Consider the following 13554-nt stretch of genomic DNA (forward strand, 5'->3'; position numbering starts at 1 on the left):
CAGATTCCCGCCGCCAGCCGGTAGCGGGTAGGCGGTCCCGGCGCGGTGACTCAACCACCGGCCGGGACCTCGGAGACCCCATGGAGGTCACCGTGAACGACAGCCAAGCAGACCGGCCTCAGCCGGTCCAGCTCACCATCCGGCCGACCGGCCGACCAGCGGAGGAAATCCCCCACGGCATGCTGTTCGATGTCTGCCAGGTGCTGGACATCCACGGGCTGCACGTGATGCACCCGGACCTGCGGGGCATCGGCAGCGTGGAGGTCCTGCTGGCGATCGGCCAGGTGCTCGACCGCATCCCAGTCACGTACGGCGGCCGGGCCGTCCCGCCGGGATGGATCGACAGCGGCAGCGGACCGGGATGGCCAGCCGGGGACCGCGACCAGCGCCCGTACGACGACCGCGACTGACCCCGTTCAGAGACCAGTGCCCCGACCCGGTGAGGTCGGGGCACTGGTGCGTTCCCTGGCAATTTCCCTGGCATCCGGCCGCTCCCCCTCTATTCGGCAGGACACAACGACACAGCCCCCAACCGCGTTTCCGCAGGTCAGGGGCTGGTTTTGGTGCTGGTGGCGGGTGCAGGGTTCGAACCTGCGTAGGCATACACCGACAGATTTACAGTCTGCTCCCTTTGGCCACTCGGGCAACCCGCCAGGGTGCTGCCGGTTCGTGAACCGGCGTGGGAGACGATACAACAGACAGTGCCCCTGACAGCAAATCGGAAAGGAACTGCCCATGGCTTCGGAGTCCTCCTTCGACATCGTGAACAAGGTCGATCACCAGGAGGTGGACAACGCCGTCAACCAGGCGGCGAAGGAGATCAGCCAGCGGTTCGACTTCAAGAACGTGGACGCGGGCATCAAGTGGTCCGGTGAGGCGGTCGACATGCAGGCGAACACCGAGGAGCGGGTGAACGCCGTCCTCGACGTGTTCAAGGACAAGCTGGTCAAGCGGCAGATCTCGCTCAAGGGGCTGGAGGCCGACGAGCCGAAGCTGTCCGGCAAGATCTACAAGATCAACGCCTCGATCAACGCCGGCATCACCCAGGAGAACGCGAAGAAGCTGTCCAAGCTGATCCGCGACGAGGGCCCGAAGGGCGTCAAGGCCCAGATCCAGGGCGACGAGCTCCGCGTCTCCAGCAAGAGCCGCGACGACCTGCAGGCCGTCCAGGCCCTGATCAAGGGCCAGGACCTCGACTTCGCCGTCCAGTTCGTCAACTACCGCTGACCAAGGCCAGGCACAGTCCCGGTAATCGGGTCGCATGGGCGGCCGGTTGCCGGGCATGCTGGCGGGCGTGGGTGACACGTTGTTGCGGCGGTGGGTGCTTGAGGACTTCGGGCTGGATGTGGTGGAACTCTCACCGGTGGCGCACGGGGCCGATCTGGCCGCGCAGGTCTGGCGGGCCACGACGGCCACCAATACGTACGCCGTGAAGTGGAGTGGCGCGGGCACCAACACCGGCCACCAGGCAGCCGCGTTCCTGGCGGACAGTGGGCTGCGGGGGATCCCGGAGATGATCCGGACCACCGAAGGTGGACTCTGGACATTCCACGGGAAGAAGAAGCGGCTCACGATCACGCCATGGATCGAGGGCGTACGCGCGGCCGACAGCGGGCTCACCGTCGAGCAGTGGACGGAGTACGGCGTACTCATCCGGCGGGTGCACGATGCAGAGCCGCCACACCGGCTGCGTGACGCGCTCCCCAAGCACAGCCACATCGACGCGCGGGTCCCGGCGGTGGCGGAGAAGCTGGAGACGCGACTGACCACACAGGCGCCCGAGGACGAGCTCGAGGAGGAGCTGGGCGCGGTGTGGAAGCAGTACGAGGACACCATCGCCAACCTGCGCACCGCGCGCCCGCCGGAGCCGAGCGGTCCCCGGGTGATCTGCCACGGCGACCCGCACCTCGGCAACGTCCTCGTCGACGACCACCTGCACCTGATCGACTGGGACGACGTCATCCTGGCCCCGCGTGAACAGGACCTGATGTTCATGCTCGGCGGCATGGGCGACGTCGGCCCCACCACCGCCGAGCACCTCGACGCCTTCCTCGCCGGCTACGGCCCCCACCCCATCGACGACGAGGCCGTCCGCTACTACCGGCACGTCCGAGCCCTGGAAGACGTCATCACCTGGGCCGACCAGGTCATCACCGGCCCCGACAACGCCTACGCCCTCTCCGTAGTCAAAGGCATCCTCACCAAGGGCCTCGCCGCGTTAGCTGTGGGCAGCGATCCAGGTGGCTACCTGGGTGCCTAGGTGGTCGCCGTCGAGCATGGAGTGGCGGAAGTGGAGGCCGGCGAGGATTCGGGCTTCTCGGACGTCTGCACGTACGGCGGAGAGGTTGGGGTACGAGCGGGTGGTGTTGGTGACCAGGCTGGTGATGACTATGGGCAGCTTGGTGGTGTGGAAGAAGGCGCGGAGGGCGCCGGTTACGCCGGCGGTGAAGCAGGCGTGGCCGGAGGGGTACTCCGGGTGGTTCACGTTCAGCAAGGACTGCCAGGTCAGGTCGGCCTGCGTGCGCGGGTTGCCGTCGGTGCCGGCGCGCTGGATGGCGTGGACCGGACGCCACGAGACGTAGTGGAACTTCGCGTCCCAGCAGGCGACGACCGCGTCGCCGGCGGACACATGCGCCAGCGCGAGCATCTGCGCCGTGCCGGAGAGGGAGAGATGCCGGTCGGATGCCAGCTGTAGCAGCGCCCGGCTCCACTGCTGCGCGGTCTGCTCGGACCAGAACATCGCAGTCTCGGTCTGCGCGGCAGTCCGCGTCGTACTGTCCTTGCGGCCGAGTGATGCGACCTCGGCGACATCACGCGCGTACCGCTTGCTCGTCAGCGCATCTGGTCCGTCGGGACGGAACTGCGCACGGTAGCGCAGTGCCAGCGGCCTGACCTGGGTAAGCACGATGTCCACGGGTGGCGTCGGCAGGGTCGGCTCCCACACTCCTGGGCCGGGTTTCGGCTGGTGATAGGACACTGTGTTGCCCAGGCCGTCCCCTGCGCGCCACGCGAGTACGGCGGCGGCCACGGACCGCCCCAGCTTGATGCCACGAGCCTTGCCGACCCCATCCGGTACGCCGGCCAGATAGTCGGCGTACGTCCCGTCCAGCCCCGGCGCTGCCACGCGAGCCCGCAGTACGTCGTACGTCGCGGTGGCGACCGCGGCTGCGGCAGACGCCTTCCGGTCCGGTCGTACGGCGAACCGGAACGGCCGGCCGTATCCCAGACCGGCCACGGTGTCCGCGATCGCGATGTGCACGATCCCCAGCAGCACCTCGGAACTGGCCGGCGGCCGCCCGGCGACGATCGCCTGGGTCGCATACCGGCTCCAATCGAGCACCGGCTGCGCCGACACCGCCCGAGACGCCGACGAGCTTGGCACACCGGTCGCAGCCGGCGACCACCCGACTGCGGTGAGCATGAGTGCGAAGGCAGCCGCCGACCATCGGAACAGCGCTTTCATGAGTCGTCCCCCCTGACGGAAATGACGGAACGACTCGACGCCGTCCCCCGAACCCCCACCGTGGCTACGCGGGACCGCATCCAGCCATACGAAGTTCGACGTATGGGCCCGACGTCGTCGCGGGCATAGCCTGGCGGCGGGGAGGGGTACGGCGATGGTGGACCAGCTGACAGTCACCGAACGCGACCTGCGCACGATGCTCGACGTCGTCGACCGTGGCCGGCAGGCCGGGCCTGAGGAGATGTTCCCGCGTGACCTCCTCCGGGCGCTGGGCGAGCTCGTCCCGGCCGAGGACATCACGTACCAGGTCAGCCGGCCGCTGGATCGCGAGTTCATCGGCCTCGATGAGGTCGGCGACGTCGACGACGACGAGCTCGAGGCCGGCTGGGAGGATCTGTTCTGGCGTTCGTACTGGGAGGGCGAGACGTGTTGCCGGCCGCAACTCACCGGTGACTACGAGACCGTCTGGAAGGTGTCGGACTACCTCACCGACCGACAGTTGGCGGACTCGATCGTCTCGCAAACACCTCGAGAACATCTACGAACGCCTCGGCGTCACCAGCCGGACCGCCGCGGTCACCACCGCCTTCTCACGGACACCTTGACAACTAGGCGTGCCGCATCCAGATATTGGGCTCTCGGTAAATGCCGGTGTCTCCCGCGCGGTCGACAGCCAGGGTGGTCAGACCGTCGGGGATCACGTAAGTCCCTGACGACGGAAAGAGCATCCCGGTCCACTTCTCCCACTCGGCGACCGTGCCCGTCATGGTCTGGGACACCGGCGCGGGCGCGAGCAGCGTCGCGCCCAGCCGGACGTGGGTTCGCAGCCACGGATCCAGCGGCAGGCCATCCTCACGGGTCCACGTCATGAAGGTCTCGATCGGCGTCAACGGATAGCGCGACTTCAACGTCGGCCGGACCGGCGCGATCACCTGCGGAAGCCCACCGGCGACAGCCCGATCACGAACCGCGGTGATCACTCGACCAGCGTGACCGCGGCCCTGTTCGTCGTTCCGTACGGCGGCCGCCATCAAGACAAAGGTGTTCGGCACAACACCTTGCTCGTACGACGTCACCGACCGCGCGAGCGTGTCGGTGAATCCCGCGGGAAGGTCGTCGACGGTCCCGTCCCAGGCAATCGGGACACCCCAGCAGCCGCCGATCAACCGCTCGTCGGCGGAGACCAGGTAGAACTCCCAGTCCCGGAAGAACTCCGCACGCCGCTCGCGGTACTTCTTCACCTCGGCGTCGTGAAAGATGAACTCCGGCCACTCCTCCACGAACCGCTGCTCGGCTTCTTCGTCGTACTGCGGCGCCTGCGCGACCGGAACAAGTTCATACACGCCCGGCACGCTAGCCCGCGGCGACCGGCCCGGCCACTGCATTACGGATCGAGCGCGGGGATCCGCCGAGCTCACGATGGCAGAGCTTGTTGAAGGCCTGCAGATCCGAGATGCCGACCGAGGCGGCGACCGCGGGGATCGAGAGGGTCGAGGAGACCAGCAGGTGGCGCGCGCGAGTCATGCGACGGCGGCGGATGTACGCGATCACGGTCATGCCGGTCTCGGCGTGGAAGAGGCGGGTCAGGTGGTTGTGGGAGATCCCGGCGATCCGCGCGAGGCCGGGAACCGTGAGCGGCTGGGTGAGGTTCGCTTCGACGTACGCGACGGCTCTCGAGACCGCGGGGTGGCGGGCGTCGCCCTCGGTGGTCGCGGCGGTCAGGTCGACGATGCGCCACAACGCGGTCCACACCTCGGCCGTCATCCGTGCGGACCCTGACGGTGACGCCTCCACCGCCGATCGCAGCAGGCCGGTCAGCAGGGGCGCGGCGTCTCCCGCGTCCTGTACGACGGGGACGTACGACGGCTCGCCCGTGACTCGGGGACGGAAGTGCGCGTACAGGTGTTCCGAGCGACCGCGGTAGTCGAACTGGACCTGGGTCCCGGCCGGTGTCAGCGACACGTAGCCCGGCGCCACGGAGTACGTCGTACCCGCGACCTTGAGGTCGGCCGAGTACGTGTACAGGTGCAACTGCCACAGGTCGGGCAGCCGGAACACGTCCCGCAGACCGCGGACGCCGTGGATCCCGGCGCCGACGTTCACCACCTCCGGCGGTGCGGCCAAGTGCAATTCGAGCATGGTGAAAAATTACCACCAGTGGTGATCACAGCCCACGCGAGCAAGCGATCTCCGAACTTAACCTGGAGGAGTAGTAACCACTACCCCCGAGAGGGAGACTCATGCCCCATCCGCATCGCAAGAACCTACTCACCTCGGTTCAGATGGCGCATTTCGTGGCCACCGGGTCGTTCCGGATGGACGCCGTCGTCCCGGACGAGATGAACCAGCAGGCGATCGAGGTCCTGAAGGCCGGCATCCCGGGTGTCCCCTACGGGACCCCGCTGTCGGAGGCGTTCGTGGACAGCGAGTTCGTCCAGCGGCTGGTGCAGCTGCCCGAGGTCGCCGGCGCCATTCACAGCCTGGTCGGTCCCGAGCCGACCGTCGACCACCACGCAGTGCACATCCGCAAGGCGAACTCCGGCGAGGCGCAGAACCTGCACGGTGACGCGATCATCGACGTCCGCGAGGACGCCTTCGACGTACAGCTCATGTACTACCCGCAGGACGTGACGCTCGAGATGGGCGGCACCCTGAGCGTGCCCGGCAGCCACCTGCGCCGGACCAACGAGTCCGACACCGGCCGGTACCAGAACCTGCTCGGCCAGACCCGGCTGGTCTGCCCGGCCGGCACCGTCCAGTTCCTGCACCACGGCATCTGGCACGGCGGCCGCAAGAACGACAGCAGCATCGACCGCTACATGTTCAAGATCCGGTTCAACCCGACCGTGCGTCAGGTCCGGCTGTGGGACCTGGAGGACCTGTACGACGAGCAGGTCGCGCGCGAGCTCGACCAGTCGTTCCCCTGGTACGAGAACGCCACCGGCCGGCTGGAGAAGTACAACCGGATCAAGCTGTGGCAGGCCCTCACCGGTGACGACACCTTCGACCCGGAGTTCTGGGTCACCCGGGTTTCGAACCGCCCGCAGCGCGTCGTCGCCCAGCGCAGCCTCAACCCGCACGCCGCGAAGAAGGAGATGGCATGACCGCCCCCGCCTCCGAGGTCTCCCAGCAGACGTCTGTGCGTCAGCAGGTCCTGGTCCTCTACCTGGCCTCGTCCGCGCTCGACGCCCGCACCGTCGGCTGGTCGACGTACGACGGAACCGGTGCGACCAACCCGACCACGGGTGACAGCGACGTCCCGCCGTACGCGACCGGACTCGACGCACTGAAGGACGGCTGGCGCTTGTTCCAGGCCGCGCAGTTGCTGCCGCCGCAGCCGGGCCACGAGTACGACGTGTCGTTCCTCAAGCACGAGTTCTTCTTCGAGAAGCTCGTCACGGTGTGAGCAGGCCGTGCTGCATCGCGAACAGCGCTGCAGCGGCCCGCGTGGACACACCGATCTTGGTGTAGATGTGCTGGACGTGGTGCTCCGCGGTACGGCGTGACACGACCAGTTCGCGCGCTATCTCGACGTTGGACGAGCCGCGTGCGAGCAGACGCAGTACTTCGACCTCCCGTTCGGTCAGGCCGGCGGGACGGGACATCCGGCGGCCGGGCACCTGGTGCCCGGCCGCCGCGAGCACTGCCTTCACACAATCGGCATCGAGCCGGCCGACAGACACCTGCGCCAGGATGACTTCCGCGGCACCTTCCGGTGAGTGTGCCGACCGGTGCGGCCGGTCCTGTGTCAAAGCCTGATAGCAATCCGCCGCCGCCAGGATCCGCGCCGCGGTGGGCAGTTCATTGCCCGTGGCCTGCCGCGGATAGCCAGTGCCGTCGAGCCGCTCGTGGTGCAGAGCAACCAGTACGGCGATCGGCTCGAGTACTGCGGACCGCGCGAGGATCCGCTCACTCTGGTACGGATGCAGCCGCACCTGCTCCCAATCGGCCCGCCGCAACGGACCGGGCCGCTCCCACACCGCGGTGGGCACCGCCACGCGCCCGAGGTCGTGCAGGAGGGCGGCCCGACGCAGCGTCGCCCGCTCGGTGTCGTCGAGCTGCAACAGCCGCGCAGCCTCGTCGGCCAGCGTCGCTACGCCGGTGGAGTGCCCGAACAGGTAAGGCGACTTGAGGTCCACGAAGTACGCGAACGTCCGGGCCACCTCGTCCAAACCGGAGTCCGGCGTACGGCGCCAGGGGCGCGGCTCGGCGTCGATGATCGCTTCCCACACGTCGATCCCGGCCAGGTCGGCGACGAGGTCGTCGTCGTACGCGGCGACGACGTCCGGGTCGAGCCAGGTACCTCGGCGGTGCCGCAGTGTCTGCTCGACCGGCTCACCGAGGCTGTGGAAGATGACGGCCTGGGTTGCCACCTCGCCGATGCGGGTGGCGATGTGGATCTCGGTGCCGGCGAGGCCTTTCGGCGCACCTGTTCCGTCCCAGCGCTCCAGGTTCTGGTAGAGCGCTTCGGCAACGCCGGAGCCGAGACCGAGGCCTTCGGCAAGCATGCTGCCGACCTCGCAGATCGCCCGGTACACGTCGGCATCGCCGGCGATCACCGTGCGAGCGACGTACCGTAGCCGGCGGATACCGGTTCCGCGGCCGACCTGCCGCAGCAGGGCCAGCGACTCACGGCGGTTGGCGGCGTCGGTGCGCTCGGCGAGCGGACGCAGCTCCGCGGCGCGCGGCCCCATCAGGTAGGCCTCTTCGTGGGTGGTGGCCGTGCAGCCCAGGTGCCGCAGCAGAGTCGCGTAGTACACCGTGTGCCGGTCCGTGACCCCGAGCCGGTCCGCCAGGCGGGTCGCGACCAGGCAGCTGCGGATCGACTTCTCCGGCGTCTGTGCCATGGCCAGGTCCAGGCTCACGGACAGCGCGCAGAGGAGCTCGGCGAGCCGTAGCTCCTCCTTCGCCATCGCGCGCACCTCCCCGGTTCCGCTCGGAGATGGGCAGATCTACCGATGCTCCGGTGGAGCCCGTACGGCCATTGTGGGCCTCACCGGAGGAGATGCCATGAGTACAGCAGCGACTTCCACCGTCCCCCGACTGGTCACACCGCAGTTCGTCCTGCTCGGTTCGGCCGGGCTGGCCTACTTCCTCGCCGACGGGATGCTGGTACCGGCCGTGCCGCGATACGTCGCCGGGCAACTGGCCGGCGGCAACCTCGCGGTGGGCCTGGTGGTCGCCGCGTTCAGCCTGTCCGCGCTGCTCCTGCGCCCCTGGGCCGGACGCCTGGTGGACCGGCACGGCCGGTCGATCGCGATGATCGGCGGCGGCATCACCTTCGCTGCCTCGGTTGCCGGCTACGGCCTGGTCGACTCCGTCGGCGCACTCTCCGTGCTCCGCCTGCTGACCGGCGTCGGCGACGCCTTCTTCTTCGTAGGCGCCGTCACCGCGATGAGTGACCTGGCCCCGGCCGAACGCCGCGGTGAGGCGATCAGCCTGTTCTCCCTCTCCCTGTACGCGGGTCTCGCGATCGGGCCGCCGATCGGCGAGGGGCTCGTCGGCGTGGCCGGCTTCGGCACGGTCTGGCTGGTCGCGGCCGGCTCGGCGCTGGTCGCCGTACTACTCGCGCTGCGCGTCGGTGACACCCGCGAACCGACGACGGACGCCCCTGGCGACCACCCGGTGCGGCTGATTCCGCGGGCGGCCGTCGTACCTGGTCTGCTCCTGGTCGCGCTGGTCTGGGGAATGGCGGGGTTCCTGGCGTTCGTGCCGCTGTACGCGCTCGATCTGGGGTTGCCGGGCGCAGGCTTCGTGCTGTTCGGATTCGCCGCGATCGTCGTGGTCATCCGAAGTGTGGGCGCTCGGATCCCCGACCGCTTGGGCGCTGTCCGGTGCGTCCGGGTCTCCTTGCTCTGCAGCACGATCGGTCTGGCGCTCATCGGCGGCTGGCCGACCGTACCGGGTCTCGTTCTCGGTGCGGCGGTCCTGGGTATCGGCGTCGCGCTCGGCACACCGGCGATCATGATGCTGGCTCTGGATCGCGCCGGCGCCGGCGAGCGCGGCGCCGTGATGGGCACCGTCAGCATGAGCATCGACCTGGCCACCGGCCTCGGCCCGGCGACCTTCGGCCTGGTCGCTGCCGGCTTGGGTCGCGGCTCTGGTTTCCTCGCCGCCGCTCTGGTTGCCGCCGCCGGCCTGGCGCTCGCGCTGGCCGGCGGTCGGCGTACTGCTTCCGCGTGAGTCGTCAGACCGGCAGGATGCAGACCGGCTTCGGCCAGCTGACGGGGTCGCCCTCCTGGGTGAGGCGGCCGTCGGCGATGGTGAAGGTGGCGATCTGGTTGGAGCGCTCGTTGGCGGCGTACAGGCGGGTGCCGTCGTTGCTGAAGGCAAGGTGCCGGGGCCAGTCGCCGCCCGAGCCGATGGTCTGGACCAGCTCGACGGACAGGCCGTCGGCGGCGATCGCGAAGACGGCGACGGTGTTGTCGCCACGGTTCGAGCCGTAGAGGTAACGGCCGTCGGCGGAGATCAGCAGCTCGGCCGGGTAGTTCTCACCGGGTGAGTCGGCCGGCCGGGTCGACGCGGTCTGCACGATCTGCAGCTTGCCGTCGGAGTAGCCGCAGACGGTCAGCGTGGAGTCGAGCTCGTTGATCACGTACGCCGCTCCCGCGCGCGGATGGAACACCATGTGCCGCGGACCGGCGCCCGGGTGGATGTGCAGCCGGTCGACCTCCTTCAACTGCCCGTCCTCGGTCAGCGTGGACGAGTAGACGGTGTCGGAGCCGAGGTCGATGTCGAAGACGTACGTACCGGCCGGGTCGAACGCGATCTGGTGGGCGTGCGGCCCTTCCTGGCGCTCCTGGTTCGGCCCGGTGCCCTCGCGCTGGAGGAACTGGGTCGCCTCCCCGAGCGAACCGTCGGCGCCGATCGGGTGGATCGCGACCGAACCCGAGGTGTAGTTGGCCGACAGCAGGTAGCGCCCGGACGGATCGATGTCCAGGTGGCACGGGTCCTTGCCGTTGGTCGGCTGGTCGTTGAGGCACTCCAGCCCGCCGTCCGGCTGGATCGCGAACGCGGCGACCTTCCCGTCGCTCCCCTCGTCGGTGGCGTAGAGGAACCGGCCGTCCGCGGACCTGACCAGGAACGACGGATCGGCGGTCGTCACCACCGGCGCGAGGCCGTCCAGCGGACCGAACGCGATCCCGTCCCCGCTCTCCGGCTGACTGGTATAGCTCCCGACATAGATCCGCTCAGAAGTCATGAGGCATACCCTGCCAGGTCACTGGCCGACGGGCACTCCTCTGTCCAAACCATAGAGCGCGGAGCCCCAGCCCAGGTCCGGTACGAGCAGCTTCCAGCCCAGCCGCCGGTAGAGCCTCGGCGCCGGGCGATCGTCGGAGTACGTCGTGAGCAGGGCCCGGCGGTTCGGAAGGTCTTTGATCAACGCGTTCATCAACTCCGCCCCGAGCCCTCGGCGCTGAGCCTCGACCCTCACCGCCAGCTCCACGACCTCGAAGTGACCGCCGATCCACTCGTCCGCGAGCTGCGGAGTCACGGCTGCCGCGATCCTGTCCGACCACCACTGGCCACGGTGTCCGGTGAACCCGTACGCGAACCCGGTCATGCTGCCGTCCGCTCGGGAGACCACGAGTTTGAAGTCTTCCCGCGCGGCGTGGGTCGGGATCTGCTCGCTCGCGAACTGCTCGGCCCTCTCGGGCTCCTCGTCGTACCCAGGAGCGCCGAAGGCGGACAGGTAGACGGACGCCAGCTCGGGGGCGGCTTGGATCGCTTCGGCCGGGGCGAGTACGTCGATCACCTCATCTAGCCTAGACCGGTGGATAGTGGGGCGCTCCTGCGGCGAATCGGACTTGGCGAGTACGACGGTCCGCCGCGATGGGAGGCGTTGTCGCGGCTGCATGAGGCGTTCGTGGACCAGGTGCCGTACGAATCCGTGCAGTACCAGCTGACGCCGGGCGGTCCGCTGGAGCCGGAGGAGGTCGCGAAGCGGATCATCGCGCGGGAGACCGGCGGGTACTGCTTCCAGCTGAACGGGTGCCTCGCCCTGCTGCTCACCGAGCTCGGCTACCGCGTCAAGATGCACCGCGGCGGCGCACAGACCCCGAACCGCCCCGGCGACGTCGACGCCAGTCACATGGTGCTCACGGTCAGCGGGCTCGTCGAGGACCCGGACCGCGTCTGGCTGGTCGATGCCGGACTCGGCGAAGCCTTGGTGCACCCGCTGCCGCTGGAGGTGGGCAGTACGTATCAGGAGCCGTTCACCCTGCGGTTGCGCCCGTCCGAGAAGACCGACGGCTGGCGGATGGACCACGACCCGCGGGCCAACCTGATCGGCATGGACTTCGAGTCGGCCACGGTCGGCCTGGACGCCTTCGCAGCCCAGCACGCGAACCTCTCCACCAACCCGGACTCCGCGTTCCGCCGAGTCGCCTCCGTCTTCCGCCGCAAGCCGACCTCCGCGGTCGCCCTACGCTCCGTCGGCCTGTCCGAAATCTTCACCGATCGCATCGACACCACCATCATCGAGACCCCCGAGGACTACTTCACCCTCCTCGCCGACGTCTTCCACCTCCCCCTCCCTCACTACACCCCAGCCGACCGCGACGCTCTCTGGCGCCGAGTCTGGACCCAATACGAGGACTTCCTGGCGAAGCAGGAGCAGGCCGAATCAGGTAGCTAGGGAGAAGAGGGTGCTGGGGAGGATGGAGAGGACTGCGGCGACGGCGGCGCAGATGGAGATCATGGTGACGGCTGGGGTTTCGATGTCGACGGAGAAGGGGTCGTCGGCGGGGAGGCGGAAGAGTTCGGCGACCCAGCGGAGGTAGACGGCCAGGCCGATCATCACGTTGATCGCCATCACGATCGCGAGCCAGCCGAGGTGTGCGTCGATGACCGCCTGGAAGGCGGCGAACTTCGTGAACAGACCGGCCAGACCTGGCGGCAGACCCGCCAGCACGACGAGGAAGAAGATCAGCGCAGCGGCCAGCCCCGGCTCGGAGCGAACCATCCCGCGGTAGTCGGACAGCAGCCCGGCCGGCCGGTGCCGCTGGACGACCGCGACCGACCCGAAGGCTCCGAGCGTGACCACGACGTACGCCGCCAGATACCCGACGACAGCCTGGGCATCGCCGACGGCCAGTGGCGCGAGCAGGAAACCGACCTGACCGATCGACGACCACGCCAGCAGCCGGACCGCCTCGACCTGACGCAGGGCGGCCAGGTTCCCGACCGTCATTGTCACGGCCGCGAGAATGGCGACGACCGTCCGCAACTGAGACCCGTCCGGCGCGACCCCGGCCGTCACGAGCACAAGCAGCCCCGCGACCCCGGCCGACTTCGACACCACCGCGAGGAACGCGGTGACCTCGACCGGCGCACCGACGTACGTGTCCGGCAGCCAGGCGTGGAACGGCACCGCCGCGATCTTGAACGCGAACCCGACGATCACGAACAGCCCGGCCGCGAACGCGACCCGGCTCAAGTCCGGATCGAGCCCGGTCAGCCGGTTGGCGATCGTGGTCAGGTACAGCGAGCCGGTCACGCCGTACAGGTACGAGATCCCGAACAGCATCACCGCAGTCGACAGCACCGACACCAGGAACGCCTTCAGCGCACCCTCGGATCCGCGCCGGTCCCGGCGCAGCGCGACCATCGCGAAACTCGGCAGCGACACCACCTCGAGCGCGATCACCATCGTGGCCAGATCCCGCGCCCCGGCCAGCACGGTCGCGCCGACCAGCACGCTCAGCAGCAGGAAGTGGTACTCACCGATCGGGACATCCGAAGCCAGCAGCTTGTACGCCGACAACCCGACGACCCCGAGTCCGCCGATCAGCAGCACCGCCCACAGCCCGGCGGTCAACGGCTCGAACACCAGGCTGCACTCAGCCGGCCCTTCGACCGCCGGCCGGCAGAACGCGGGCTTGAAGCCGTCCCGCTGCGCCCAGGCGAACACCAGCCCGAACAGGATCACGGCCGTGGTCAGCAGCGTCACAACCGTGTGCCGCAACCGCAGCGGTGCGCTCTTCCAAAAACTGTCGACCAGCAACACGGCAACCGCACCGATCGCCAGCACCAACGGTACGGCGATCGCCTGCCAATCAGTCCAGGTCAGGGTCATGGGGCCTCCCGCC

15 protein-coding genes and 1 tRNA gene are annotated in these 13554 nt (G+C 68.8%); 7 read left to right on the top strand and 9 right to left on the bottom strand.

The window, feature by feature from the left end; all coding sequences use genetic code 11:
* Nucleotides 1–80 precede the first annotated feature (80 nt).
* Entirely contained in the window at nt 81–410 is a 330-nt protein-coding gene (locus tag ACZ3HV_RS08045) for a hypothetical protein (protein ID WP_465682068.1), read from the top strand.
* Between the two features lie 157 nt (nt 411–567).
* Here the strand turns inward: ACZ3HV_RS08045 and ACZ3HV_RS08050 are convergent.
* A tRNA-Tyr gene (locus tag ACZ3HV_RS08050) sits at nt 568–653 on the bottom strand.
* Between the two features lie 82 nt (nt 654–735).
* Here ACZ3HV_RS08050 and ACZ3HV_RS08055 point away from each other — a divergent pair.
* Together ACZ3HV_RS08055 and ACZ3HV_RS08060 are read left to right on the top strand one after the other, a co-directional pair.
* A complete protein-coding gene (locus ACZ3HV_RS08055; RefSeq protein ID WP_360379384.1) occupies nt 736–1227 on the top strand; it encodes a YajQ family cyclic di-GMP-binding protein in 492 nt (163 codons plus the stop codon).
* A gap of 67 nt (nt 1228–1294) precedes the next feature.
* The gene (locus ACZ3HV_RS08060; RefSeq protein ID WP_465682070.1) at nt 1295–2260 is read left to right on the top strand and encodes a phosphotransferase enzyme family protein; all 966 of its coding nucleotides are present in this window, start codon (nt 1295–1297) and stop codon (nt 2258–2260) included.
* Here ACZ3HV_RS08060 and ACZ3HV_RS08065 read toward each other — a convergent pair.
* The 4 genes from ACZ3HV_RS08065 to ACZ3HV_RS08080 form a co-directional block, all read right to left on the bottom strand.
* Nucleotides 2219–3463, bottom strand: a complete 1245-nt coding sequence (locus tag ACZ3HV_RS08065; protein WP_465682072.1) for a vanadium-dependent haloperoxidase — start codon at nt 3461–3463, stop codon at nt 2219–2221. The two genes, ACZ3HV_RS08060 and ACZ3HV_RS08065, sit on opposite strands and share 42 nt — an antisense overlap.
* 64 nt (nt 3464–3527) lie before the next feature.
* Nucleotides 3528–3986, bottom strand: coding sequence for a hypothetical protein (locus tag ACZ3HV_RS08070; protein WP_465682074.1), 459 nt, complete (start codon nt 3984–3986; stop codon nt 3528–3530).
* Nucleotides 3987–4071: 85 nt separating this feature from the next.
* Entirely contained in the window at nt 4072–4806 is a 735-nt protein-coding gene (locus ACZ3HV_RS08075) for a hypothetical protein (RefSeq protein WP_465682076.1), read from the bottom strand.
* A gap of 10 nt (nt 4807–4816) precedes the next feature.
* Nucleotides 4817–5602 (bottom strand): helix-turn-helix domain-containing protein, encoded by a 786-nt coding sequence (locus ACZ3HV_RS08080; RefSeq protein WP_465682077.1) that lies wholly within the window; start codon nt 5600–5602, stop codon nt 4817–4819.
* 101 nt (nt 5603–5703) lie between these two features.
* Between ACZ3HV_RS08080 and ACZ3HV_RS08085 the strand changes: the two genes are divergently transcribed.
* Together ACZ3HV_RS08085 and ACZ3HV_RS08090 are read left to right on the top strand one after the other, a co-directional pair.
* Nucleotides 5704–6567 (top strand): phytanoyl-CoA dioxygenase family protein, encoded by an 864-nt coding sequence (locus tag ACZ3HV_RS08085; RefSeq protein ID WP_360379367.1) that lies wholly within the window; start codon nt 5704–5706, stop codon nt 6565–6567.
* Entirely contained in the window at nt 6564–6869 is a 306-nt protein-coding gene (locus ACZ3HV_RS08090) for a hypothetical protein (protein WP_465682079.1), read from the top strand. Before ACZ3HV_RS08085 ends, ACZ3HV_RS08090 begins: the two co-directional genes overlap by 4 nt.
* On the opposite strand, the gene ACZ3HV_RS08095 is transcribed toward ACZ3HV_RS08090, so the two are convergent.
* Nucleotides 6859–8376: an HD domain-containing phosphohydrolase gene (locus ACZ3HV_RS08095; RefSeq protein WP_465682081.1), complete on the bottom strand. Its 1518-nt coding sequence runs from the start codon at nt 8374–8376 to the stop codon at nt 6859–6861. The two genes, ACZ3HV_RS08090 and ACZ3HV_RS08095, sit on opposite strands and share 11 nt — an antisense overlap.
* A gap of 97 nt (nt 8377–8473) precedes the next feature.
* Here ACZ3HV_RS08095 and ACZ3HV_RS08100 point away from each other — a divergent pair, with 97 nt between their 5' ends.
* Complete coding sequence (locus ACZ3HV_RS08100) at nt 8474–9646, top strand: MFS transporter (RefSeq protein ID WP_465682083.1); 1173 nt, start codon at nt 8474–8476, stop codon at nt 9644–9646.
* 4 nt (nt 9647–9650) lie between these two features.
* Here the strand turns inward: ACZ3HV_RS08100 and ACZ3HV_RS08105 are convergent, their stop codons facing one another.
* Nucleotides 9651–10664: a lactonase family protein gene (locus ACZ3HV_RS08105; RefSeq protein WP_465682085.1), complete on the bottom strand. Its 1014-nt coding sequence runs from the start codon at nt 10662–10664 to the stop codon at nt 9651–9653.
* 18 nt (nt 10665–10682) lie between these two features.
* On the bottom strand, nt 10683–11219 hold the full coding sequence (locus tag ACZ3HV_RS08110; RefSeq protein ID WP_465682087.1) for a GNAT family N-acetyltransferase: 537 nt from the start codon (nt 11217–11219) through the stop codon (nt 10683–10685).
* An 18-nt stretch (nt 11220–11237) separates the two neighbouring features.
* Between ACZ3HV_RS08110 and ACZ3HV_RS08115 the strand changes: the two genes are divergently transcribed.
* Entirely contained in the window at nt 11238–12101 is an 864-nt protein-coding gene (locus tag ACZ3HV_RS08115; protein WP_465682089.1) for an arylamine N-acetyltransferase family protein, read from the top strand.
* On the opposite strand, the gene ACZ3HV_RS08120 is transcribed toward ACZ3HV_RS08115, so the two are convergent.
* Nucleotides 12090–13541, bottom strand: coding sequence for an NADH-quinone oxidoreductase subunit N (locus tag ACZ3HV_RS08120; RefSeq protein WP_465682091.1), 1452 nt, complete (start codon nt 13539–13541; stop codon nt 12090–12092). The genes ACZ3HV_RS08115 and ACZ3HV_RS08120 overlap by 12 nt on opposite strands.
* Nucleotides 13542–13554: the final 13 nt, after the last annotated feature.

Source organism: Kribbella sp. NPDC020701 (genome assembly GCF_055562215.1).